This window comes from Sphingobacterium cavernae, assembly GCF_008520265.1.
GTDB classification, from domain to species: domain Bacteria; phylum Bacteroidota; class Bacteroidia; order Sphingobacteriales; family Sphingobacteriaceae; genus Sphingobacterium; species Sphingobacterium cavernae.
On the sequence record NZ_VIQM01000029.1, the window covers coordinates 16213 to 42031 of the forward strand.

Here is a 25819-nt window from a genome sequence, read left to right on the forward strand (position 1 = left end):
ATATGAGAAACTTTTTAGATGAGAATTTTTTGTTACAAACTGCTACAGCGCAGGATTTGTATCATAACTATTCCAAAGCGATGCCGATTATTGATTACCACAATCATTTAATTCCTGAGCAGATTGCTAACAATACCCAATTTGAAAATATTACCCAAGTATGGTTGCATGGAGATCACTATAAATGGCGTGCAATGCGCACAAACGGTGTAAATGAAAAATACATTACGGGTGATGCTTCAGATAAAGATAAATTCTTGAAATGGGCGGAAACTGTTCCTTACACGATGCGAAATCCACTTTATCATTGGACGCATTTGGAATTACAACGTTACTTCGGTATTAATGATTTGTTGAATCCCACTACTGCAGAAGCAATTTGGGAGCAAACATCTGAAAAATTAGCTACACCAGCATACTCGGTTCGTGGTCTTTTGAAGATGATGAGTGTGGAGGTTGTTTGCACGACAGATGATCCTATCGATAATCTGGAATTTCATCAAAAATTCGCCTTTGAAAATGAATCCTTTAAAATGCTTCCTGCATTTCGACCAGACAAAGCCATGAATTCAGATGATATACAAGCTTTAAATGCTTATATCAATCAGCTCGAAGCTGTCGTGAATAAGTCTATAGGGTCATTGCAAGATTACTTAAATGCTTTGAAAGAAAGACATGATTTCTTTGCAGCAAATGGCTGTTCTGTATCGGATCATGGACTTGAACAAATTTATGCAGAAGATTATACAGAAGCACAAATAGCAGAGATTTTCAATAAAATTCGATCTAATCAGAATATTACATACCAAGAAAATCTGCAGTTCAAATCTGCAATGCTGGTAAATTTTGCGGAGTGGGATCACGAAAAAGGTTGGGTTCAGCAATATCATTTAGGGGCATTACGCAACAATAACGCACGTATGTTGCGCGCTAATGGTCCTGACACAGGATATGATTCTATAGGTGATTTTAGTCAAGCTAGAGCATTATCTAAGTTTTTAAACCGTTTAGATAATCAAGATAAGTTGACTAAGACTATTTTATACAATTTGAATCCGGCGGATAATGAATTGATGGCTACGATGATTGGGAACTTCAATGATGGTACTGTTGCGGGTAAGGTACAGTTTGGTTCAGCATGGTGGTTTTTGGATCAAAAGGACGGTATGACAAAACAAATCAATACGCTTTCTAATATGGGTTTATTGAGTCGTATGGTCGGTATGTTAACTGATTCAAGATCATTTCTTTCATTCCCAAGACACGAATATTTCCGTAGAATATTATGTGATATTTTCGGACAAGATATAGAAAATGGAGAATTGCCAAATGATATAGAATGGGTAGGAAAACTAGTGCAAGACATTAGTTACAATAACGCACGAGAATATTTTCGTTTCACAAAATAGGGTAGTAACTACTTCAAATGTCGATTTGAGGTTGTTATAATTTATTTGGTATGGGCAATTCTTTGCCCATACTTCTTTTCTTTTTGAAATAATTTGGGTATACTTACCTAAATTACCTGATTATGTCTTTCGAAAAATTTACCCTAAAGGATATTGCTAAAGCGCTCAATTTGTCTACTTCAACCGTTTCGAGAGCGCTCAGAGATAGTTACGAAATAAGTGAAGAAACGAAAAAAAAGGTATTGGCTTATGCACAGCAAGTTAATTTTCAAGTCAATCCAATCGCTAGAAGTTTAAAGGAGAGGAAAAGCAATACAATTGGCGTCATAGTTAGTGAGATCTCTAATAACTTTTTTTCTCAAGTAATAGAAGGGATTGAATCTGTCGCTTATGAAAAGAATTACCAAGTTGTCATAACCCAATCACATGAATCTGCAAAACAAGAAAAATTACTCGTAGAGCATTTATTTATGCGTTCTGTAGACGGTCTTTTGATGACTCTTTCGGCAGAATCTGATGAAACGTCTTACTTACAACAATTGCTGAAAAGTGGATTCCCTATTGTCTTTTTTGACCGAGTGCCCGAAAATTTTGATACGCACAAAGTTATCGCAGATAACACCAAAGGTGGGTCAGATGCGGTAGAGTATTTAGTAAAGAAAGGATGTCGGAAGATTGCACATATTACCGGAAATCAAAATCTCTCCACAAACCGAGAAAGATTGGAAGGATTTAAAAAAGGTCTTAAATCGAATGGTTTCCCATTTGAAGAACAAGCAGTGAAATATTGTCAGCATGGTGGTGCGGACGGCAAAGAAATTGAAGATGCTATTGAAGATTTGAAAGATTATCACTACGATGGGATATTTATCTCTGGTGATAGACTCACTACTGGTTATTTGCAGGCTTTAAATAGAATGAATAATTCGCTGTCGCATTCACATAAAATTGTAGGATTTACAAACTCTAAAGTTGTTGATATTTTTAATCCACCTATCACTGCAGTTAAACAGCCGGCTATTGAAATGGGGGAGAGGGCGGCTCGATTGTTAATAGCTCAAATTGAAGCTAAGTACCCTATTGAAGAATATGAAACTATAATGCTTCCAATTGAAATTGTGGACAAATAACTGGCATTATAGTTGCTTAAAATTAAACGTTTTTAAAGAACTTAAATAATGGGAATTAATGCCAGACCTAATATTAGATCTGGCATTTTTTGATTAATCAATACCTTAAAAAGTCGTTATTGCCATTAAAATTTAAAAATATTAGTATTTTCTTTAACCCTATTAATAACCAATAACGTCCACTTCTGCTAAGTGTGTGTAATTTTGACCGCCAAATGAATTTTTAAGATCAAGCTTAATCTTTTTCAAATACTGTGGAGTAATGTCAAATACTTGCATTCCGTCGTTAAATTGTTCCATAACTTGATTGGATGCTAATGTGATCCAAGTCGTGCCATCTTTACTTCCTAAAATATCAAAAGTTTTAAAACCTGTGGAATTTGCTTGTCGCTTGGTAATGCCGATTTTTGTGGCATAGATTTCTTCACCAAAATCTATTTCAGCCCAATGCGGATAGTTCGGTGATCCAGCTGAGTACGGGGTATGCCAAAATGTGTTAATGTTGCCATCTACGATAGCCCCTGGTGTTCCAATGGATTCTCCTGTATGAATAGAAGATACTTTTGCTGTCCATTTTGTTTTAGATTGCGGTTTTTCTACCACTGCAGCATAATATAAAATCGTACTACTTCCAGCCCTGAATTTGTAATCTTTATTGTTTGTGGCAGTCAATGCAAGCATATATTCTTTAGTTAAATCGAAGTTTTCTGGTTTATACGTCAAAGTGATAAAGTCAGAACCTGTCGTACCAGCTTGTATATTTACACTAGATTTATCTAGAGTATACGAACCTGCAGGAAAAGGAATATAGGGCTCTAGGCCTCCAATTTGACGTATTCTATTCACGCTATCTAGAGCTTTTTGATCCTGAGCAAATGTAATACTTATGTCTTCTGAAGGATATCCTACTCCACCATAATTAACTCTGAATACATCTTTACGTTCCTGTACTTGAGGAAACAAAACTAAATCCTGTTGGCCATTGGCTGCTTTTTGGACACTTAGCCAAGCTTGCTCGCGCGTATCATTCAACTGCTCATAGGTAGGTTTATCTTCTTTGCATGCAAATAATGTAGCAATACCTAAGCCTAATACAAATAATGATTTATTTATTTTTTTCATAATTAACAAAGATTAATAACCTGGGATTTGTACTAGAGCTTTATTACGGTCGATCTCCATTTGATGCCAAGGCATAAAATAGTTCTTGTCATTCCATTCTGATCTTACAACAGCCACAACTCGTTTGTGAAAACTTGGGTCACTTAAAGATGTTCCTTTCGAAGTATCCATTCCTGTAATTGCACCTCCTTGATAATATCCTTCTTTATCAGCAACTTTCCATCTCCTCACATCGAAGTAGCGTTTACCTTCAAAACATAATTCAACTCGTCTTTCTAAACGGATACTTTCGCGCACCTGTTCTTGGGAGAGACCTGATGCTAGGGCGGGAATTCCTGCTCTTGTGCGGACTTTATTCAGATAGATTAATACATCTGGGTTATTTGGTTCAGCTTCATTTAATGCTTCTGCATAATTAAGATATAGTTCTGACAAGCGTATTAGCATCGCTACTCTATTTGTTACAGTCGATGGGTTGAATCCATATCCAGGATGTAAGTTTTTCCTTGCCGTATAGCCCGTTTTTGGCCAGTCACGTGGAGCACCATTTTTACCAGAATTCCCTGTCGAATAATACTCAACACGTGTCATTCCAGATTTAGCAACCCCAGGTATTATTGAGCCATTAAATGTTATGTAAGAATAAAATCTGGGCTCACGAGCAGTATACATTGTATTGGTTCCTGATACATAATATTTGGTTGTTGTATTTACATACGTATTTTCGTTGTAAGTCGCACTTTGATTAATCGCTTGGCCATTTGACATTCGAAAATCATCAACTAATTCTTGTACAGCGGCCAATCCATTATATGGTGTGCCTACAACAGCTCTAGGAGCTGCGTGTCGTTCCCATTGTTCTCGCTGCGTATTAGGTCTAATCCATATGCCTTCCTTTTGGTAGCCTTCCCAAAACACATCTCTTGTAGAAAGAAATCCTGTTTCAAAAGCATCAGCTCCATTTTTTACAAACAGATCTTTTCCATTTGCAACAGCTAGATCTATAGCTGTTTTCGCTTGTGTCGCTGCAGCTCTCCAACGGCTTACTTCATAAGTTGGATTTATTAATTGCTTTCCATCAAGGTTTTTCCAATTCGCTAAATCAGTATTTCCATTATATAAGGGACTAGCGTGAAAAAGTGTTATTTCCGATTTAACCGCTTCAGCTACCATTTTGTTTATTCTACCTAATTGTGTGCCGTCCGGCGTATTCGTGTTGGTTTGGTAGTGGTCTACTGGTAAATCAACGATTGCTTCATCTATTAATCCCAGTACAAATGCTACACTTTCATCCCATGAACTTCTTGGAATTTGATAATTATCTGGTCCTGCCTCATCAACGTTAAATGGTACTATGACAACCGGCCCATGCATCTTCATGACTAACCAGTAATAATAAGCACGTAAAAATCTCGCCTCTGCTTTGTACTGTTTTACAAGAGCAGCGCCATTTTCAGCCAATAGCAATTCCTCACATTTATCGACATTATCGATGAAAATCTGACATTGTCTGATTTTATTGTAATAGTTTACGTAAGATGTGTTGACATTGTCGGCAGAAAGTGCTCCCGAATTCTGAGCAAATTCTTGCCAATTGGATATGTCCATTTCATCTGTTATAGCCGAAAAATAGAATGTATAAGGTTGATCCCAAATATCAGGAATAGGTGAATATAATCCTCCCCAATAGTTCTCAGTCTGTATACGGTTAGAAAATATTGTTTCAATATTCAACAAGTTATCTGGCTGTGCATCAAAAAATTTATCGTTGCAACTGTTGTTTATTGTTAGCGTTGCTATACCTAATAACAATGCTATTTTTAATTTCTTATATTTAAATTTCATGATATTTCTTATTTAAAATTTAGTCTTAAACCTACATTGTATACTCTGGTAATAGGATAAGCTGTACCTCTTCCGTCTCCCATTTCTGGGTCCCAAAAATCCCAATTTGAAATTGTAAATAAGTTAGTTCCATTTGTGTATAGACGCATCTTAGTAACCCCTATGCGAGAAAGCCATGATTTATTTTCAAAATTGTAACCAAATTCCGCCTGCTTAAGTCTTAAGTAGTCTGCTCTATTTATCCACCAAGAACTAGTATAGTAGTTTGTTGTTACCGTTTCGTTGGTTGAAAGACGTGGATAAAGAGTTTTTTGATCCGGATTGTTAGGATCCCAGCGGTCTAATAGCGTAGAATACATATTACCGTATGTCGCTCCTTGAGAGAATGGTGTAACAGAAAATCCACTTGAATAATTCAAGTCTACCATTCCTGCTCCTTGAAAGAATAGACTGATGTCAAAACCTTTGTAGCCACCACCTAATGTAATACCGTAAGTAAGTAAAGGTGTTGCACCATACCCAATTGCCGTTTGATCATTTGAGTTAATTATTCCGTCTCCGTTTAAGTCTTTATACCGGATATCTCCTACACGTACATCGCCCGCTTGTGTTGCCGAATTCGCTATTTCTTCATCGCTTTTAAATAGTCCCTGATCGATGTAACCAAATCGTTGAGAAATACGGTGTCCTTCACGATCTAAGTAAGGAAATGCCCATGGTGGCAAATTATCTTTAACCACGCGGTTGGAGTTGTAATTCATTGTACTTCTTGCCATGAAAAATCCATTGGTCATTTGCTTGTTATACTCAAGCGTCAAGTCAATACCTTTGTTTGCAGTCTCACCAATATTTTTATACGGTACATTACCAGAATTGTAGCCCGAAACGTATGGTATATCTAAGCCGCGCATTAATATTCCGCGACGATCTTCTTTAAATAATTCTGCGATGACTTGTAGATTATTATTGAACAGATTGAATTCTATACCAATATTATGTCTGTACGATGTCTCCCAGGTTACATCGCCACGAAGTAAGGATTCAGCATATCCCGTATATCCTCTTTGAGATCCAGGTAAACCAAAATTATATCCTCCACCAGATTGCGTGTATCTTGTTAAGTATAAGAATCTATCATTGGTGTTTGAATTACCGGAGCTACCATAAGAATATCTAAATTTTAGATGTTGTATATAGTCTTTAGCGGATTCGAAGAAACTTTCATTGGATACAACCCATCCTAAACCAATAGAAGAAAATAATCCAAATCGGTTATTTGGAGTAAAGTTGTCAGACCCAGAATAAGAAAAGTTGCTTTCAAATAAATACTTTCTATCATAAGCATAGGTAGCTCTACCCACTAAATTACGATTTCTGTAAGGGATCGCAGCTTGATAAGAACTAACAGCAGATACAGCGTCCGAAAAATCTGACTGATTAAATAGCAATAATCCACCTACATCATGTATACCAAATTCACGTCCGTAATTTAATGAAGCTTCAGTATATAACCTTCTTGTAGAAGATCTACCAAGCCCGAAACTTAAATCTGGCGAACCTGTCTGGGTATTGGTGAGTATTAAATTACCTTCTGTGTCTCGCCCTTCAGCAAAATAAGATGGTAAATTTCTACTTCTAGACAATACCGTTTGACCAAACACATCAAAAGCAAATAGACCACTAGTACTTAGACCTTCTGTAATCATATCTAAATTTTGAGTAATTCTAAGATTTGATCTCACCACGTTATCGTATCTGTTATTAATACCAGATTGAGTTAATGCTTTATAGGGGTTTTCGGTAGCACCTCTCACAAATGACCATGATCCGTCTGAATATTGGACTGGAATTATATGGGGTGAAGCTTGTGTTGCTAAACTAAAAATGGCATCTCTTCCACGTGCAGGTTCATTGTAATTTTTCAAGAATCCGTTTAAGCCAAAATCGATTTTAGTTTTGGAGGTTACATTAACAGTCAAATTACTCGTAAAATTAAAACGATTTTCTTTAAGTTCGGAGTTGTAGGTTTCGATATCAGCTGTATTAAACTGTCCCGTCTCGTTGTAATAGCCAAGTGAAAGGTAATAATTGGCTACATCTGCACCTCCAGTTATATTCACATTAGCTCTGTTATTAGTTGCATTATTTGTGAATAGTTCTTTGTACCAATCTACATTTGGATACAAATCTGGATCCTCGCCTGATCTATGCTTTTCAATTCTTTCGGTATCATAAAATGCATTCTTTCCGCGCATTGTTAAACCTTCATTAAAAAGTTCCATAAATGTTGGGCCATCAACAAAATCTGGTAAATAGGTAAACCCTGTAATACCTTGCTGTACTTCTGCAGATATACTAGGTTTTCCTGCTTTTCCTTTTCGCGTGTTAATAATTATAACCCCGTTTGCTCCTCTAGTACCATATACTGCTGTTGCGGTAGCATCTTTAAGGATTGTAAAGCTTTCAATATCTTCGGGGTCAATATTATTTATATCGCGATCGGGTACACCATCTACAATTAATAAGGGTGATTGTGGAGAACTTGCAAATGTTGCAACACCACGTACAAATAAATTAGCACCACCACTACCTGGTCCGCCACTACGCTGAGTGGCTACTACGCCCGCGAGACGGCCTGCAATCGCTGTGGATAAGTTTGCCACAGGTACTTTTAACTCAGCCCTCTTAATGGTTGATTGCGAGCCTACATTACTCGCCTTTTTTTGTGTTCCAAAACCTACTACAACTACCTCGTCTATCCCTTCAGTGTCTTCAAAAAGTGTAACTGAAAGATCATTTTCATCTGCTCCTACTTGAAGTTCTTGTGGTACATAGCCCACGAGTCTGAAAACTAAAGTCGAGTTTGTTGGAATTTCGACCACAAAACGCCCATTAATATCGGTTGATGTTAGAGCGTTTTTTTGATCTTTTAGCGAGATACTCACACCTTGTAAAATGTTGCCATTAACATCCTTTACTGTTCCTGTAAATAATTTCTTTTGTTGTAAAATAAAGTTTTTTTCCAGGTGGAAGGCAGATTCTAATGTTCCAGCACTATTTGTAAATGAATGACAAATAAGAAAAGCTACAATGGTTCCTCTACCCCATATTGGTACATTTTTAGATATTGAAATCCATGGGTAATTGCGTGGTTTAAGTTTTTTCATAAAATAGTTTATAATTTATATGTAATAACATTGGCTTTAATTACACTATACTAATATTACAAACTTATTTTATAATACAGCTACGCAATCGTTTGTTCTATTTTAACAAATTTTAACAAAACAACTCAAAAGTTATTTTTTAGTGTGAAAATTATTAAATTGGTTTTAAACTTAATTGAGTTAATTAGAAGCAAATGTCATTTGTAACATTTTTTTGAAATGAGAATCTAAATACTAAGCAGTTGATTTTTAGTTGCATGTTTTATAAAGGACTGTTTTTGTTATCTTTAAAATGAATAAACCAGGTTCATAGTATGAGATTATTATATATTCTACTATTTTTAATTCTTTCTGTGCACTCTAAAGCACAACAAGTGAAGAATTCAAAATGGATTATTGGTCCTTCGATAGGATATCATCATCAAGAGAAAAGCTTTTTTAAGGCATCTTTATGGGGATTGACTGACATAGGTTACGCGAATTATTTAAGATTTGATGCAGGAGCAAATCTGACTTTTGCAGATAAAAAGGCGCACTTTCTTCCGGAACTAGGGATTACTTATTATTTAAGCGCCAAGGGTGTTTGGCCATTTCTAAAGGCAGAAGTTACGCCATACACATTAACACCAAAAATTGGCTTAGGTATTTTTAATATTTTGGAATTTGCTGCGGGTTATGGATTTGAACTGAAGCAAAAAAGCAATCTTCCCCCTATAAAAGGATTCAGTTTTTCTGTTGGAATTAACATCCCATTCAATTATCATTTGTATTAGTCTTAACATTTCTTAATGATTACATTTGCGAATTAATACAAACCATAAATGACTTCATTTAGAAATCTGCATCAACCAACAAATCGTACAATTAATATCGAGAAGCAAGAATATTTATTTTTTGGCGGAACAGCATATCTTGGGCTATTAGTAAATGAAGATTACCAAAACTTGGTTTTTGAAGGGATTAAGAAGTATGGATTAAACAACGGCACTTCTCGATCGAATAATGTGCAGCTGGGAATATATGATGAGGCAGAGAAGTATTTAGCCTCTAGATTCGGATATGAAGATGCAGCTTTGTTTTCTAGCGGTTATTTAGCTGCGCAGGCTACAGTCAAAAGTCTCGCCTCACGTGGTAAAGTTTATTATGCTCCAGATTCACATCCAGCTTTGTGGATAGCGGATAAACCATCAACTTTAGCCGAATATTTCCAAGAATGGCTAGTCAAAGTTGTGGACGAGATTAGCAGTTCAGCAGACACAGACTTTGTAATCATCGCAAATGCTATTGATAATCTTAGACCCGAATTGTATGATTTTGCATACCTCTCTTTAATTGATTCCTCGAAGAATATTATTTTAATACTAGATGATTCGCATGGATTAGCTGTCGTAAATAAAAATGATATTGCAGCAAATGTTAGTGCTCTTTCAGGTTGTGGTAATATTCAAATTGTAGTGGTTGATTCACTTGCAAAAGGATTGGGTACTGACGCAGGTCTTGTGCTTGGTTCTAAAGAAATCATTGCTAGTGTTAAAAAATCACCAATATTTATGGGGGCATCACCAAGTTCGCCTGCTAGTATTTACGCATTGACAAAAAGTCAAGTTATTTATGAAGAGGCATATGAGCGTTTGCATGAGAATATTAGGTATTTCGAGTCGCTTCAAAATACAAAGCTGATGCTTAGTAGAGTGAAAGGTTTTCCAGTTTTTACATCAACTGACTCTAATTTATACCGCTATCTGTACAAAAATAATATACTCATCTCTAGCTTTCCATATCCATTGCCGGCTAGTCCCTTGTTAAATCGTATAGTTATATCTGCTTTGCATTGTCGAGCTGACATCCTTAAGTTATCGGAGGTTTTACATTCATATGTGCAATAATAGTTTGAAAATCAACTAAATAATTGTAGATTTGCGGACTATTTTTAATGAGGTAGGGATAAGTTATATACTTAATCGTTTGATTATGAAAAAAATATGTTAGATAAATAAGCTAAAATATTTTTAATCATCATATAAAAACGATAATTTTGCAACCCCAAATGGGGGTAGTGGAGAAATAAATTATTACAGAATATAGATATGACTAAAGCAGAAATTATTGCAGAAATCTCTACCAAGACTGGTCTAGAGAAGGTTGATGTACAAGAAACGGTTGAGGCGTTCTTCAAAGTTGTTAAAAATGCGATGATTGAGGGTGAAAACGTGTACGTAAGAGGTTTTGGAAGTTTCGTTGTGAAAAAAAGAGCGGAAAAAACTGCGCGTAATATCTCAAAAAATACAGCTATTATTATCCCGGAGCACTTCGTGCCTAGCTTTAAACCTGCAAAAGTTTTTGTAGAAAAGGTAAAAAATGGTAATAAAGTAAAAAAATAATTTAAATTCGCTGTATGCTTAATACCAAACAAATAGTTGTTGTCGTGATCGTTGTAGTGATGATAGGTGCGTTATTGGCGCAGCCTATTAAAGGTTTGGTAGATAAGCAAGAGCAAAATACTACTGCTGCTGCAGATGAATCTTCTTCAATGTATAATTTGAAGAGTGTTTCAGAATTGGCAAAACAAGGAATTAATGCTTCATTATCTCAAGAAATTTCGGCTATTGAGCAAGAAGTTGAAAAAGCAGATGGTGAAGAGAAAATTTCTTTGTTGCAGTCGTTAGCTAATAAGTGGGAAGATTTGGCTAAGCCAATTCCGCAAGGTTTCATTTATAAAGAAATGGCGGAAGCAACTCCGACATTAGAGTATTGGGTGAAGTCTGGAGACGCTTTTCGTACGGGATATACCAATCAACAAGACACGGCATTAGCGTCAGCATTGAACAAATTGGCTATTGAATCGTATGAGAAAGCTATTGAGATCGATCCAAATAGCTTGTCTGCAAAAACGGGCTTAGGTGCTTCTTTAGTGACAGGCTCAAACAATCCAATGGCGGGTATTGCTTTATTGCGTGAAGTGGTACAAGCTGAACCAAAAAACTTAGATGCTAACAAAACTTTAGGTTTGTTTTCAATGCAGTCAGGACAGTTTGATCGTGCGATCGATCGTTTTAAGACTGTCATAGAAATAAAAGCTGATGCTGAATCGTATTTCTATTTAGCTACAGCTTACGAAAAAATTGGTCAAAAATCAGAAGCTATAGCCGCTTTCAACAAAAGTAAAGAGCTGGCTGCTGATCCGACCCTATCTCAATACATTGATCGTCAGATAGAAGCATTGAGTAAATAATAATTAACAGAATTTTTTAACATTATTTAAAAACATTAAGCTATGCCAAGCGGAAAAAAAAGAAAAAGACACAAAATGGCTACTCACAAGCGTAAAAAACGTTTAAGAAAAAATAGACACAAGAAAAAATAGTTCTTGTTAGTAGTCTTATAAGATTTATTCAATCTCAAAGAGACAATATACAATCTATGAAAAACCTCGGTTATAATCATAGATTGTATTTTTTCATTAAACAAGTTTTTATGTACAACGGGAGTTAATATTGAGGCGCGAGGCGTCAATATCCCAAAATTTGAGTAGCTGTTGGTAAAGGAATTAATTATCGATTCGACTCCTGAGAATGGAGTGACTATTGCTTTACTACAGGAAAAGCAGCTTGTCGAACTGAATAAGGAACAGGCTGGCAGTCATTTTTCGGTAGGAGATATCTATCTCGGCCGTATCAAAAAGATTATGCCAGGACTGAATGCAGCATTCGTAGATGTAGGTTACGACAAAGATGCTTTCTTGCATTACCTTGATTTGGGGCCTCAGGTGCAATCCTTACTTAAGCTTACGCGAGTAGTAAAGAATGGCAGTTATCAAGAGAATCTGCTGAATAGTCTGAAACTTGAAAAAGATATCGATAAGGCCGGCAAAATATCAGATGTACTAAGTCGTAACATTATGATACCGGTGCAGATAGCTAAAGAGCCTATCTCAACAAAAGGTCCTCGATTGAGTTCAGATCTGTCTATTGCAGGTCGATTTGTTGTGTTAGTGCCATTTTCAAGTTCGGTTTCCATTTCCAAAAAAATCAAAGCTAGTGCCGAGCGTACACGTCTGAAAAAGATCGTTGAGAGTATTAAACCAGCAAATTTTGGTGTTATTATTCGTACTGTATCGGAAGGTAAAGGAGTAGAAGAACTTCAAAAAGACCTTTTAGACTTGATCGCGAAATGGGAATTATTTACCAAACGCCTTAAAAACGTAGAACCTCCACAAAAGATTTTGGGGGAAATGGATAGAGCTTCTACCATTCTACGAGATATTTTGACAGATGAGTTTACACACATTCATGTCAATGACTCTTCTATATATGAGGAAGTAAAATCATATGTACAGGAGATCTCACCAGAATTGGAGAAAATAGTTAAATTGTATAAACACAAAGAGCCTATTTTCGAACATTTTGGCGTTGAAAAACAGATTAAGGCGTCTTTCGGCAAGACGGTGAATTTGCAGGGGGGTGCTTACCTTGTTATCGAACATACCGAGGCTTTGCACGTCATAGACGTAAATAGTGGTAACCGTATTGCAAGTAAAGAAAATCAGGAAGATAATGCACTCTTAGTAAACAAAGAAGCAGCGCGCGAGATTGCTCGTCAACTGCGTTTACGCGATATGGGTGGTATTGTGGTCATCGATTTCATTGATATGCACAAGCCGCAGAATCGTAAAGATCTGTATACATTCCTGAAAGAATGTATGAACGAGGACAGAGCTCGTCATACTATTTTGCCACCAAGTAAATTTGGCTTGGTACAAATCACACGGCAGCGTGTGCGCCCAGAAATGAGCGTGGTGACTAATGAAAAATGTCCTGCTTGTGATGGTACAGGTGAAATAAGATCAAGTGTCGTATTATTTGACGATATAGAAAATAATTTGAGTTTTATCCTCGAGGAACAAAACGAAAAGGGAGTAACATTGTGTGTGCATCCTTATATGGGCGCCTACATCACGTCTGGTATTGTCTCTCGCAGATTAAAATGGTTCTTCAAGTATGGTAAATGGATTAAAGTTAAATCTATTCCAGCATATTTTCTGACAGAATTTCATTTCTACAATCAGAAGAATGAAGAAATTAAGTTGTAAAAATTAAAAAAAGAGCGATTCTGTAAAGATATCGCTCTTTTTTATGCTTAATCATAATATTTCCACAATCCTGCATAATTAGTTAGATTTTTTTTTAAAAGATATCATATGTACAACATAATGTTTGTATCTTTCAATTATTTATTTTTTCGAAAATTTAATCAGGTATATTCAAAATGCTTAGAAAGCTTACTATCATTGTATTTATTATTGGAAATATTTTTGTTTCTCATGCACAGCATTCCAAACCAAATATTGTTATTATCATTTCGGATGACCATTCCTACCAAACCATTGGAGCTTATGGATCCAAAATTGGTCGTACACCGCATATTGATCGTATAGCACAAGAAGGTTTTGTGTTTAATAATGCTTATGTGAATAATTCCATTTGTGGTCCAAGTAGAGCAACCTTGCTTACGGGAAAATATAGTCACAAAAATGGATTTAAGGACAATGAAACTTCTCATTTTGATTTTTCTCAGAATCTATTCGTGAAAGATTTACAGAGCGTAGGCTACAAAACAGCATGGATTGGTAAAATACATTTAGGTCATAAACTGCAAGGTTTCAATTATTTTGACATTCTAAATGATCAAGGGCATTATTTCAATCCGGATTTCATTTCAAATAAAGGAACAGAGCGTGTTGAAGGTTATGTATCTGATATTGTAACGGATAAAGCTATTAATTGGCTCGATTCTATTGACACCAACAATCCTTTTTGTCTTGTCATAGGTCATAAGGCTACACATCGTACCTGGATGCCGGATCCTAAGGATTTCGGCGCATATGATAACGATGAATTTACTTTGCCAGAAACTTTTTATGACGATTATTCATCTAGAAAAGCTGCTTCAGCTCAAGAAATGTCAATTGAGAAAGATATGCGTATGGGCTATGACTTGAAAATGTTCGAAACGTGGGAAAAGATGATGGCTGACGGTAACTTCAAGCGTATGAATGAAGACCAGAGGAAGTTATACGCAGCATATTATCAGCCTATTTACGAAAGATTGCAATCAGATAAATTATCAGGTAAGGCTTTGGCTGAATGGAAGTTTAGAAGATATATGATAGATTATTTGAATACGGCGCAATCCATGGATCGTAATATAGGACGCGTGTTGGATTACTTGAAGGCAAATCATTTAGAACAAAATACCATCGTTATTTATCTTTCGGACCAAGGTTTTTACATGGGTGAACACGGATGGTTTGACAAAAGATTCATGTATCAAGAATCGTTTAGGACACCTTTTATTATGAAATATCCAGCACTAATTAAAAAAGGAGTTCATACTGATGCAAGTATTGTTAATGCGGATGTTGCACCTACATTATTAGAATTGGCTGGTGTTAAAAAGCCGAGCGATATGCAAGGTAAATCTTTTGTTCCAGTTTTAAAGGCATCAAAAAAGAAACATAGAAAGCAGATATTCTATCATTATTTTGAGAATGGAGAACATGCAGTTTCTCCACATTTTGGAGTCAAAGAAGGACGCTACAAATTAATTCGTTTTTATAAACGTGTAGAATCCTGGGAACTTTTTGATTTACAAAACGACCCAAATGAATTAAGTAACCTATATGATGATCCTAAATACAAAGGTATTGTTAAGAAAATGAAAAAAACGTTATTGAAACAAATCAGAGAATTTGACGACAATGAAGCGGAGCAAATTTTTAATAAGGAAATTTAAGTTATTTTCTCACACTAAATTCCTTAGAAGGATTAAATAAAACTACGTATGAAAAATTTACTAAGAATATCTCCATTGTTGGTTTTGGCAAGTTTCGCCCTAAAATCGTGTGGGAATATAAATTTAATATCGAAGTCAAAGGATCAGGTGAAAGACTCATCAAGTTTCACATTGATATGGTCAGATGAATTTGATAAAAGTGGTTCTTTTGATTCTAGTAAATGGAGTTACGCTAAACGTGGTCATGTTGCGTGGAATAAATTCATTACCCAAGATGAAGCTTATGTATATCAAAAGAATGGTAATCTAGTTTTACGTATGGATAATAGAAAGATTCCCGGAGATACAATGTCATATCATTCTGGAGGCATACAATCTTCAACTAAATTCAATCTTAAATATGGCAAAGTGGAGGTAAAGGCTAAATTTACCCAAGGAAAAGGATCGTGGCCAGCTATATGGATGATGCCTGAGCCAGAATACGCAAAAGGTACATGGCCTGATTGTGGCGAAATCGACATTATGGAACATGTCAATAATGAACCCGTGATTCATCAAACTTTGCATAATGCTGCTCATACAGCCAAATCAGGAGTTAGTACAGCAACTAAATCTTCAGTTTACAATGTTAACGATTATAATGTTTATAGCATGATTTGGACACCGAGCAAAATTCAATTTTATTTAAATAATGACCTAAAATACACCTTTACAAAACAACAAGAATCGGGTAACAAACAGTGGCCATATGATGTACCTTTTTATATCATCTTAAATCAAGCAGGGGGAGCAGGTTGGCCAGGTAAACTGAATGAAGCAGATTTACCATTTCAAATGGAAGTAGATTATGTGCGTGTGTATGATTTACCTTTAAAGGATAAATTGAATTATGGATTACAAAAATAAGGATTAATTTAATGAACCCACTTTATTTTGAATACGTACAATTTAATAAATTAATCAGGTAAAAAGGATGAACTTTTTCTTCTGGTACATGAGGTATATAGTTAAACCAATCTTCAAATACTTTGTTGCCAATAGTGTTGTTTTGTAATTTAACAATCCTAAATAATAACAATAGCCCATCAATAAGGCGGAGTAGGAAAAAGTACATAAGCTTTAAACTTAGCGTATTCATTTACTAAAAATGTGAACACTATACTAACCGATATAGATCCCCAGGGATCAATTATACAATTACAAGGTCTAATTCCAGATGTAAACATTATTCCCTTTAGTAATAATATCTACGATAAAAATTTTGAAGCTTTATTGATAGATACCCCTCCATATTTGATAAATGAGATGTTGCCTGTTTTTTATTAAGTCTGATTTAGTAATTATTCCTACTCCAGAAAAACTTCCTTTTTATAGGGATTATTGGATTGAGATACGGCTTAATAAATAGAGTATTCTATCTCCTGCCGAAAGCCAATTTTGTCTAACATTTGCAAAAAAAACATTCCTACCCGATGTGTAATCTCCTGATTAGTATTCGATACTTCAGAATTCATGCCTCGTTTTTTCCTGTTGCTACGCACTTGAATTCTAAAGCTCTAAATTGACTATTTTTTCTATTGCGTAATCTGGGGTTAAGCTATCAAACCTCAAACACCAGAGCATAAAAAATGAACAACCTAAAAAACGTAAGCATCAGATTAGTTGCTTACGTTTAATATTTTAGAAATTATAGAATATTACCAACCTGGGTTCTGAATTAACTTTTTACTTTTCTGAATTTCAGCCAAAGGTATCGGGTAAAGATACATTTCACGTTCAAAAGCTCTATTTTCATAAGATGTTCTTTTGAAGAATTCAGTTTCACTTGTTGCTCCCATGTTCATACCATAGAACAATCCACCTTGGCCACCTTTTCCTACTTCGTTCTCCGCGATCATCCATCTTCTTACATCGAAGTATCGTTGACCTTCTGTAGCTAATTCTACTCGCATTTCGGCACGAATAGCTTCTCGCTGAAGATTTTGATTACCAATAATGTTAGGTTTTATATCTCTTAACTTTGGTATACCAGCTCTTTCTCTTACTTTATCAACATAATCAATAACCAATGGATTGGACGGATTAACTTCATTCATTGCCTCAGCATATAACAAATGAAACTCTGCTAACCTAAAAATAATTGAAGGTCTATATTGACTCTTTGGAAATGAGCCTTGGTTATGTACATTTCTAGATATTCTCTTGTATAACAAATATCCTGACCAAGGGTGATCGGCTGCTGTATTGTCGTTGCCATTACCACGGTTAAATTTAACTACTCTATTTGTCAAATGCCATTTACGACCATGATAAAATACAGTTTGATAAAATCGCGGCTCTCTATTTATCCACATTTTGTACGTGCCAATTTCTGTACGTCCAGTTAGATCATCTCCCTGAACAGAAAAACCACTTTCTGAATATTTTGGAGATTCTTCTATTGCTAGTCCGTCATTCATAAAGAAATCATCGACTAATTCTTGCGTAACAGCAATATTTGCAAAACCTGCATTCTCCGATCTTGGGGTGGCTCTTCTGTCTACGCCTTCGCCATTTACCGCGCCCCAAGAATTATTCGGATTTGCCCATATTATTTCAGAATTATATTGCATAAATAATTCATATAATGACTTATCTGGATCATATTGTCCATTAGTATAAGCTTTATATAATTCATATTTTCCTGATTCTGCAAAAGTGATAAATTCTTTTAAAGCTAATTCTGCCTTATTCCATTTTGAAGGATCTGCAGGACTGAATAGTTTTTTGCCAGATGGATTTGTTATAGCTAATGCCTCTTCATATCCGCCATTGTATAAAGGACTCGCTGCATAAATCATTAGTTTTGCTCTTACTGCTAAAGCAACACCTTTAGTTGGCAACGCAAGATAATTCTGATCTGTGTTTATTTCGTCTAAGTCTGTGGAAACTTCCGTCAATTCTTTGTACAGATATTCTACAACTTCATCGACTGAATTTCGTTCGAAATCAATTTCACTTGATGAGGGATCGATGGATGATTCCATAATTGGTACAGGTCCGTATTGCTCAAATAATAAGTAATGATAATAAGCGCGTAAAAATCTTGCTTGTGCTTTCATTTTACTTAATTCAGCAGCATCTATAAAATCAGTATCTCCTGATTGTGGGATCTCCTTTGCATTCTCTATAAATAGATTAGCTTGCCTTATTAATGTATATAATCCGCCCCATCTATGAAATGGTGCATTACCGGAGTTAAACCCATTTGAGTTCAGTGTTCTTAAAGTGCCTTGCGCCATTTTTAATTCATCTGAGGAACCTGTCCATGGATTTGTCAAGGCGCCAGCATCTAAAATCAATCCGGAACTATTTGGAATGCCTGTAAAAATATTACGGTGCCAATTTCTTGTATATCCCGCATTCTCAAAAATTTCGGTCATGGTTAGTTGGCCTGCCAATTCATCTGAAACATTTAAGAAATCTTTATTACAGTTGGTTAAGGTCAATGAAGCTAATACTAGCATCATTTTATATGTGTTACGTATATTTTTCATGATTTATTTTTTAGAAGTTAAATTCAATTCCAAATGTATAGGCAGAAGGTATTGGATAATTAAGGCCTTCATTTTTATTTCCTAATTCAGGATCCCACATTTTTATGTTATCCCACACGTGGATATTATTTCCATTCAAATAAATTCTACCTGATTTTAAGCCATATTTTGATAATCCTGTTTCTTTAAATCTATAACCTAATTCAACATTTTTTAATCGAATAAAAGATGCATCTCTTAGCCACCAAGTACTTGCTACAGAGTTGTTAGCGAATGTTGCGGAGTGTAAGCGTGGATAAAAAACATCATCAGAAGGATTTTCTTCAGTCCAACGGTCTAAAGCTTGTACACGAAGATTCGATTCATCAACACCCCACTGAAAAGGAAAGAATCCCGCAGGGACTTCTGCGCCAAGAACTGTAGATACTTTTCCAGCTCCCTGAAAAAATATATTTGCATAAAAGCTTTTGTACTCACCAGATAAACCAAACCCATAAATTAATTCAGGTACATTCGGATTAGCAGCACGCTTAGTCTGATCGTATTGATTAATTATACCATCACCATTTAGATCCTTATATTTTATATCTCCAGGACGAATATTTGAACTCAACGTAGAGCTTACTACATCATCTTTTAGCTCATATGTTTTAGTTCCGTTATTATCTGTGATAATAAAATCATCATGCTTATACAAACCGTCAGCTATATATAAATTCCAACTTCTTAAGCGATTGCCTGTGTCGTTCATCCAAGGGTATAATTGAGGAATCTCATCGTATTCGATTATCTTATTTCTGGCATAGGTAACATTTCCGCGTACACTCAAAATAAATTCATTACCAATTTTTTGTCTAATATTTAAACTTCCATCTATACCCTTATTGGTAACTTTTCCGAAATTTTGCCAAGGGTTTTGACGAAAACCTGCTACTGATGATACGGTACGTCTTTGTAATAAGATATTTGAACGATGGTTATCAAAATAATCAACTTGTAGATCTATTTTATTATTCCATAAACCAATTTCCAAACCTAAATTTTTCTTGTCCTCGATTTCCCAAGATAGATAAGGTGCTTCAAAACGGCCTTCTATAAGTCCTGACAATCCGTTTAACGTTCCTGATCCACCAATTCCGAAAGGATAACCAGCTGCTCCAGTAGCAAATGTTCCCCTATATAAAAATCTAGCACCACCTGTATTATCATTTCCTGTGCGACCTAAGGAGGCACGTAAACGCAAATTATTTACTACCGATTTAAAATTGTCACCTAGAAATGGTTCGTTACTAATAGTCCATGATGCACCTACTGCTGGGAAAAATCCAAAGCGATAATCTTGTGCAAAAGTTTCTGATCCTGTAAAGCCAAAGTTGCCTTCTATTGCATAGCGATTATCGTATCCATAAGTGACGCGACCAACGTACCCTTGCTTACGAAAAGCTAAGGCTTCACTGTGCAATTGAGATTCCTTTTGGTACGTTAAAAGCATTCCTCCCACATCATGCTTCTCAAGAAATTTTCGGTTATACCTCAAGGACATTTCTAAATAGATATTTTTATTTCCGCTGTTGTTTTCTACTGGTTCTCCAAAGTCTGGATTACCTGCAACAACCTCACGATATATCAAAGAGCCATCTGTATTTCTGCCAGTTGCATAAAACTGCTTAGGCGTTTTGGTACGAGTCATGTAATAGTTCATTACGGCATCGTAACTAATATTGCCTTGCGCAGTTAATCCTTCTGTAATGAAGTTTAAATTTTGCTTAACTCCAACATTAGACTGTACACTTGATCTCCATTCTTTCGCATAGCCTGATTCCATCAATAAATTGTATGGGTTGATTCGATTATTACTCGGGCGTGGATGGCCAGGAATGGTCCCATCAGAGTATCTTGCTGGAATAATGTAGGAAGGAATCGTAGTCATTCGTTGAAATATTAAACCAGTGCCAACCCCTGGATAGTTGGTTGTCAGGTATTGTCCACTTAGATCAACAAACAATGAAGTCGACTTTGTGACTTGTAAGTCTACGTTAGAACGTAAATTATAACGTTTAAGTCCGATATTATTATTGTATTCCGCAAGTTCATTTTGTTTAAAAATCCCACTTTCAGTAAAATACGCTCCTGATACAAAAAACTTAGCAATATCGCCGCCGCCTCTAAAATTTAAAGTATGTCGCATATTATTTGTTTTATCATCTAGCATTAGATCTAGCCAGTTAGTATTCGGATACAAATCCAAATCTTCCCCCTTGCGATAATTTTCTATTAATTCCTCAGAGAACATTATTGCTGAACCTTCATTTCTCAGAGCTTCATTGTAAAGCATCATGTAGTCTGCTGAATTTAAAAACTCAGGTAGTCGTGTCGGTTTCATTACACTGTATTCTCCTCGGTAGTTTACCTGAGTCTTTTGGCTCATACCACGTTTGGAGGTAATAATGATTACCCCATTGGCTCCCTCAGCTCCATATACAGCAGTTGCTGCGGCATCCTTCAAAAGAGTAAAAGTCTCAATTTCATCTGGTTCAATATCTTGCATGGCGCGAGGTATACCGTCAACCAATACAAGTGGACTTGTGCCGCCAGAAAAAGAACTTACACCGCGAATCCAAAATTCAGAATTATCATAACCTGGTTCACCAGATCGTTGAATAGCAATTAAACCAGGTAGCTGCCCTGCTAGATTGTTGGTTAAATTTCTTGTTGGAAATCTTAAATCTGAACCTTTGACACTTGTAATGGAACTCACAACACTTGATTTCTTTTGCGTCCCAAAGCCAACTACTACAGCCTCTTCCAACTCTTCACTATTCTGTGTTAGAGTAATTATGTTGTTGTCTAAAGATTCCACTTTATATTGGACTTTATTAAATCCTACGTATGTAAAAACTAATTCTACTCCAATATTGCCTTTAATAGTAAATGATCCATCAGCAGCTGAGAGTGTTGATTCTTTAGATCCAACTACTGATATATTTACACCAGCCAATGCATTATTGTCTTTATCTATTATTTTTCCACGGATAGTTGTTTGTTTATTATTCAAAAGCAGTTTCGTGTTATGCATCCCAGTCTTTTTAAAGTTATTTGATGTAATAACTCCTTTATCTAAGTTTGGAGCATTTGCAAAACTAGATGTTACTGCTGCAGTCATAAGGAATGTAAATACTGAAGTATTCCTCCTTTTTAAAGCATTGTAAGATATTCTTAAAAGGTTTATCATAAATTAATTGGTTAAATTAATAAGTTTAAAAATTGTATTTAGGTTATTTTAATTTCTTTTTATAGATTTTTTATCGCATATTACTCCTATACCTCCTTTCTAGAAAGTGGTTTAAATTTTTAATTAAATAAGACGAAGCACATCTGCTTTTATGGTCATTAGCAGATGTGTTGACGCAATTTGGTTTATGTCTATTATTTTTTTTCTTGGTTACCTTCTAGTCGGTCAACCCCTTCATAGTGGTATAATCCGATTTTATCGATATAGGGTTGTACGCGTGATTGCTTTATAATAACTCGAACTTTATTCGTAATGACTTCAGGGAAAGTAACGATACGTTTAAAACCGACAGTAGTTCCTGATGCCACTGTGGTCCATTGCTTGTCTTTAAAAGTTTGAAGCTCAAATTTTTCCACACGCTGTCCCCATTTGATATATTCACCCAATTGAATAATATTCGTTTTAAAAGGTTTTTCTGAAGTGTATTCGAATACTAACTGTTGATTTTCTTGTTTTGAAGTCCAAATTTTTTCCTCATCATCCTTTTTTTGAATTCGGCTTTTATCCGCTTTCAACTTTACACCTTTTGCTTGTATTAAATTTGTTTCAAAAATTGAATCCCTTAGTGTCTTCCATTTTAATAGATTATTCTCATCAATTGAGTGAAATAAGCCTTCTTTAGTAGGTGGAATATTCAAAAGCAACACTCCGTTTTTACCTACCGAGTTGAAATAAATATCCAACAATTTTTCAGGTGATTTAACTTTAGAATTTTGATTCTCATGATAGAACCACCCTGGTCGAATAGATACATCAGTTTCAGCAGGGTACCAGACTAATCCTTCGGCCTTTTTAATCATCTCACGGCTACCTACATCCTTCTTTCGCATATCCCCTGCAGGTTTAATATTCATTTGTTGCTGTGAACCTTCGGCGATTTTATTTTGATCCAAATTATTTGTTGGGACAACCGACCATTCAGTATCTCTACCATAACCTGTTTCGGTACCCACCCAACGTACATCTGGCCCCATTACTGCTATCACAGCCTCAGGTTGTAGCTCACGAATTACACTGTAATATGAGGTCCAATCGTATTCTTGCTTCTTACCGTTAGGACCTTCACCATTTGCCCCGTCAAACCACACTTCATCAATCTTACCGTAATTAGTTAATACCTCTTTTAGTTGATTACGAAACACTTCATTATATTGCTCTGTACCATACGATTTAGCATTTCTATCCCATGGGGATAAGTAAACACCAATTTTCATATCGTATTTCTTACAAGATTCAGCTAATTCCTTTAGAATATCACCTTGTCCATTTTTATAAGGTGCGTTCTTAATTGAATAGTTTGTAGTATTGGTTGGCCATAAACAAAAGCCATCATGATGTTTTGCTGTAAGAATTAAAAGTTTTATCCCTGACTCCTTGGCAATTCTAACCCATTGATCAGTATCTAATTTTTTCGGGTTAAATAGGTGAGGACTTTCGGTACCATCGCCCCATTCTTTCCCCGTGAAAGTATTAATCCCGAAGTGCACGAATCCTGTAATTTCTAACTTCTGCCAATTCAATTGACGCGTAGTGGGCTTGACAGATGCAGCCTTTCTTAGTATCTCTTGCTCTGAATCATTTGGAGAAATATGAATATAATTTTGAGCGAATAACGGTAATGATATTCCGAGTGATAAACAACAAAACACAAGTAATTTTATCATATTGGAAAGTTAAAGTTTATAATCTGTTAGTTTTAATTTTCTTATGTTAAACATAATATATCAAAACTAGGCCTTTAAGAATTTGTTTTTGTATGGTTTTTTAACAAATTAGTACACTAAATTACCCTTACTTAATGTATTTTATATTATCCTTATAGTTAAATTTCATATTTTCAGATTATTTTAAAAAGCATATAATCAAGTGTTTGTTGTGCCGTTTTTTGATTTTTTGTTTAACAATATGCACTAATAATGCTTTTTTACTAAAAATCAATTCTGATAATATAATACAGTAGAGTTTAAATTTTAGGAATAGTAGTTGTTAAGGCTGGCTTTATAATTAAGATTGCTATTTATTATTTGCAACTACTTAGGTTATCTAGTTGCTAGAGGTTAAAAAAGCTAGTGGGAGGGTAGTGCATGTATCTCTACGTTTTGCACATACTAGATACTTTTTGCTCAAGCTTTACATTTTGTATTGCCTTTTCTGAGGTATTATTTTCTGTTGGTATTCTTTGAGATACATTTATCCGAATTGAAAATCTTTGAGTTGTATGTCTCGGCTTTGAAAGGGTAATATTATTTTAAAAAACAATTTTAAAATAAAGGATGGAAGCTGAGGGTACGATTATTTAGAATTGTAGAATATTAAAATGTTTGCTTAAATACAAAATATTTGCGCATCTAAGCAAACAAAATTATTATCCTCCAAACTCCATCAAGTAAGTTTTTAGAAATTCATCCAAATCACCATCTAGTACAGCTTGTGTATTGGAAGTTTCGGTGCCTGTTCTTAAATCTTTAATCAATTTGTATGGATGTAACACATAATTACGGATTTGGGATCCCCATTCAATTTTCTTTTTGGAACCTTCAATTGCTGCTGAAGCTTCTTGGCGTTTGCGCATTTCGATTTCATATAATTGTGATTTCAATAAGCGTAAGGCATTTTCTTTATTCTGCAGTTGTGAACGAGACTCTTGATTTTTGATAATAATACCTGAGGGTTTATGGTGTAAGCGAACAGCTGTTTCCACTTTATTCACATTCTGACCACCTGCCCCCCCAGCACGGAAAGTATCAAATTCTATTTCCGAATCTTTAATATCGATCTCAATATTATCATCTACTAATGGATAGACATAGACAGATGCGAATGAGGTATGGCGTTTTGCATTGGAGTCAAAAGGTGATATACGAACCAAACGATGTACGCCATTTTCGCCTTTTAGATAGCCATAGGCAAAGTTTCCTGAAAACTGTAATGTGACTGTTTTAATTCCAGCGACATCACCTTCTTGGTAATCTTGTTCAGTGATCTTGCATCCATGTCTTTCACCCCACATGATATACATACGCATTAACATTGCAGCCCAATCACACGATTCTGTTCCTCCAGCACCTGCCGTTATTTGTAAAATAGCATCTAGTTGGTCTTCTTCTGCGCTTAGCATATTTTTGAATTCCAATTCTTCAACTTCATTCAGTGCCAATTGATATTGCTCTTCAGCATCTTTTTCACTTGCATCGCCCGATTGAAAGAATTCATACATAATAGCGACATCGTCAACAGCTGCCGATACTTGATCAAAATTTTCTGTCCAGATTTTTAAGTTTTTAATGCCGTGTAGTACTTTTTCGGCTTCTTTGGGAGAATCCCAAAAATTGGATTGAAGCGTTATTTCTGTGTCTTTTTCAATCTCTGCTTTTTTCGCATCGATGTCAAAGATGCCTCCTCAGGGATGTCACGCGATCCCTCAAGTCTTGTATTTGTTCTTTGGTCATAAATCAAAGGTAGTAAGTAAATTGGTAAATTAGAAATTCAACGATTTTACATTATATTTGTTTAATTATTAATAAAT

17 protein-coding genes are annotated in these 25819 nt (G+C 35.4%); 10 read left to right on the top strand and 7 right to left on the bottom strand.

Features of this window, described 5'->3' with window-relative positions:
* Nucleotides 1–2 precede the first annotated feature (2 nt).
* Both uxaC and FLS47_RS05830 read left to right on the top strand, forming a co-directional pair.
* Complete coding sequence (gene uxaC / locus FLS47_RS05825; protein WP_149913444.1) at nt 3–1409, top strand: glucuronate isomerase; 1407 nt, start codon at nt 3–5, stop codon at nt 1407–1409.
* A gap of 122 nt (nt 1410–1531) precedes the next feature.
* Nucleotides 1532–2539, top strand: a complete 1008-nt coding sequence (locus tag FLS47_RS05830) for a LacI family DNA-binding transcriptional regulator (protein ID WP_149913445.1) — start codon at nt 1532–1534, stop codon at nt 2537–2539.
* 162 nt (nt 2540–2701) lie between these two features.
* Here FLS47_RS05830 and FLS47_RS05835 read toward each other — a convergent pair whose 3' ends face one another.
* From FLS47_RS05835 to FLS47_RS05845, 3 genes are read right to left on the bottom strand one after another with little or no spacing between them, the layout of a single operon-like run.
* On the bottom strand, nt 2702–3661 hold the full coding sequence (locus tag FLS47_RS05835; RefSeq protein ID WP_149913446.1) for a discoidin domain-containing protein: 960 nt from the start codon (nt 3659–3661) through the stop codon (nt 2702–2704).
* A gap of 12 nt (nt 3662–3673) precedes the next feature.
* A complete protein-coding gene (locus FLS47_RS05840) occupies nt 3674–5506 on the bottom strand; it encodes a RagB/SusD family nutrient uptake outer membrane protein (protein ID WP_149913447.1) in 1833 nt (610 codons plus the stop codon).
* Nucleotides 5507–5514: 8 nt separating this feature from the next.
* Complete coding sequence (locus tag FLS47_RS05845; protein ID WP_149913448.1) at nt 5515–8673, bottom strand: SusC/RagA family TonB-linked outer membrane protein; 3159 nt, start codon at nt 8671–8673, stop codon at nt 5515–5517.
* Between the two features lie 314 nt (nt 8674–8987).
* On the opposite strand from FLS47_RS05845, the gene FLS47_RS05850 reads away from it, so the two are divergent.
* From FLS47_RS05850 to FLS47_RS18245, 8 genes are all read left to right on the top strand, one after another.
* Nucleotides 8988–9446 carry a hypothetical protein gene (locus tag FLS47_RS05850; RefSeq protein WP_149913449.1) on the top strand — a complete coding sequence of 153 codons (459 nt, stop codon included), beginning with the start codon at nt 8988–8990 and terminating at the stop codon, nt 9444–9446.
* A gap of 48 nt (nt 9447–9494) precedes the next feature.
* Nucleotides 9495–10559, top strand: a complete 1065-nt coding sequence (locus tag FLS47_RS05855; RefSeq protein ID WP_149913450.1) for an aminotransferase class I/II-fold pyridoxal phosphate-dependent enzyme — start codon at nt 9495–9497, stop codon at nt 10557–10559.
* A 201-nt stretch (nt 10560–10760) separates the two neighbouring features.
* On the top strand, nt 10761–11054 hold the full coding sequence (locus tag FLS47_RS05860) for an HU family DNA-binding protein (RefSeq protein ID WP_132777778.1): 294 nt from the start codon (nt 10761–10763) through the stop codon (nt 11052–11054).
* A 14-nt stretch (nt 11055–11068) separates the two neighbouring features.
* A complete protein-coding gene (locus FLS47_RS05865) occupies nt 11069–11905 on the top strand; it encodes a tetratricopeptide repeat protein (protein ID WP_149913451.1) in 837 nt (278 codons plus the stop codon).
* A 303-nt stretch (nt 11906–12208) separates the two neighbouring features.
* Nucleotides 12209–13762 (top strand): Rne/Rng family ribonuclease, encoded by a 1554-nt coding sequence (locus tag FLS47_RS05870; RefSeq protein WP_149913452.1) that lies wholly within the window; start codon nt 12209–12211, stop codon nt 13760–13762.
* 176 nt (nt 13763–13938) lie between these two features.
* Nucleotides 13939–15465: a sulfatase family protein gene (locus FLS47_RS05875; RefSeq protein WP_149913453.1), complete on the top strand. Its 1527-nt coding sequence runs from the start codon at nt 13939–13941 to the stop codon at nt 15463–15465.
* Between the two features lie 48 nt (nt 15466–15513).
* Complete coding sequence (locus tag FLS47_RS05880) at nt 15514–16371, top strand: glycoside hydrolase family 16 protein (protein WP_149913454.1); 858 nt, start codon at nt 15514–15516, stop codon at nt 16369–16371.
* A 243-nt stretch (nt 16372–16614) separates the two neighbouring features.
* Entirely contained in the window at nt 16615–16791 is a 177-nt protein-coding gene (locus tag FLS47_RS18245) for a hypothetical protein (RefSeq protein WP_188347370.1), read from the top strand.
* 371 nt (nt 16792–17162) lie between these two features.
* Here the strand turns inward: FLS47_RS18245 and FLS47_RS05885 are convergent, their stop codons facing one another.
* The 4 genes from FLS47_RS05885 to prfB all read right to left on the bottom strand — a co-directional run bounded on the left by FLS47_RS05885 (nt 17163) and on the right by prfB (nt 25742).
* Nucleotides 17163–19001, bottom strand: coding sequence for a RagB/SusD family nutrient uptake outer membrane protein (locus FLS47_RS05885; RefSeq protein ID WP_149913455.1), 1839 nt, complete (start codon nt 18999–19001; stop codon nt 17163–17165).
* Nucleotides 19002–19011: 10 nt separating this feature from the next.
* A complete protein-coding gene (locus FLS47_RS05890) occupies nt 19012–22233 on the bottom strand; it encodes a SusC/RagA family TonB-linked outer membrane protein (protein WP_223225148.1) in 3222 nt (1073 codons plus the stop codon).
* Nucleotides 22234–22427: 194 nt separating this feature from the next.
* Nucleotides 22428–23957: an alpha-L-fucosidase gene (locus FLS47_RS05895; protein ID WP_149913456.1), complete on the bottom strand. Its 1530-nt coding sequence runs from the start codon at nt 23955–23957 to the stop codon at nt 22428–22430.
* Nucleotides 23958–24658: 701 nt separating this feature from the next.
* A protein-coding gene (gene prfB / locus FLS47_RS05900; RefSeq protein WP_149913457.1) for a peptide chain release factor 2 occupies nt 24659–25742 on the bottom strand; the annotation gives its coding sequence in 2 pieces (ribosomal slippage) (nt 24659–25681 and nt 25683–25742; 1083 coding nt in all).
* Nucleotides 25743–25819: the final 77 nt, after the last annotated feature.

What these genes read in the sequence shown, in the direction of transcription:
- FLS47_RS05885 (WP_149913455.1), bottom strand. Translation starts at nt 19,001, where the DNA reads ATGAAAAATATACGTAACACATATAAAATGATGCTAGTATTAGCTTCA.
- FLS47_RS05850 (WP_149913449.1), top strand. Translation starts at nt 8,988, where the DNA reads ATGAGATTATTATATATTCTACTATTTTTAATTCTTTCTGTGCACTCT.
- FLS47_RS05895 (WP_149913456.1), bottom strand. Translation starts at nt 23,957, where the DNA reads ATGATAAAATTACTTGTGTTTTGTTGTTTATCACTCGGAATATCATTA.
- FLS47_RS05880 (WP_149913454.1), top strand. Translation starts at nt 15,514, where the DNA reads ATGAAAAATTTACTAAGAATATCTCCATTGTTGGTTTTGGCAAGTTTC.
- FLS47_RS05875 (WP_149913453.1), top strand. Translation starts at nt 13,939, where the DNA reads ATGCTTAGAAAGCTTACTATCATTGTATTTATTATTGGAAATATTTTT.
- FLS47_RS05865 (WP_149913451.1), top strand. Translation starts at nt 11,069, where the DNA reads ATGCTTAATACCAAACAAATAGTTGTTGTCGTGATCGTTGTAGTGATG.
- FLS47_RS05855 (WP_149913450.1), top strand. Translation starts at nt 9,495, where the DNA reads ATGACTTCATTTAGAAATCTGCATCAACCAACAAATCGTACAATTAAT.
- FLS47_RS05835 (WP_149913446.1), bottom strand. Translation starts at nt 3,661, where the DNA reads ATGAAAAAAATAAATAAATCATTATTTGTATTAGGCTTAGGTATTGCT.
- FLS47_RS05890 (WP_223225148.1), bottom strand. Translation starts at nt 22,233, where the DNA reads ATGATAAACCTTTTAAGAATATCTTACAATGCTTTAAAAAGGAGGAAT.
- FLS47_RS05860 (WP_132777778.1), top strand. Translation starts at nt 10,761, where the DNA reads ATGACTAAAGCAGAAATTATTGCAGAAATCTCTACCAAGACTGGTCTA.
- FLS47_RS05830 (WP_149913445.1), top strand. Translation starts at nt 1,532, where the DNA reads ATGTCTTTCGAAAAATTTACCCTAAAGGATATTGCTAAAGCGCTCAAT.
- uxaC (WP_149913444.1), top strand. Translation starts at nt 3, where the DNA reads ATGAGAAACTTTTTAGATGAGAATTTTTTGTTACAAACTGCTACAGCG.
- FLS47_RS05840 (WP_149913447.1), bottom strand. Translation starts at nt 5,506, where the DNA reads ATGAAATTTAAATATAAGAAATTAAAAATAGCATTGTTATTAGGTATA.
- FLS47_RS05845 (WP_149913448.1), bottom strand. Translation starts at nt 8,673, where the DNA reads ATGAAAAAACTTAAACCACGCAATTACCCATGGATTTCAATATCTAAA.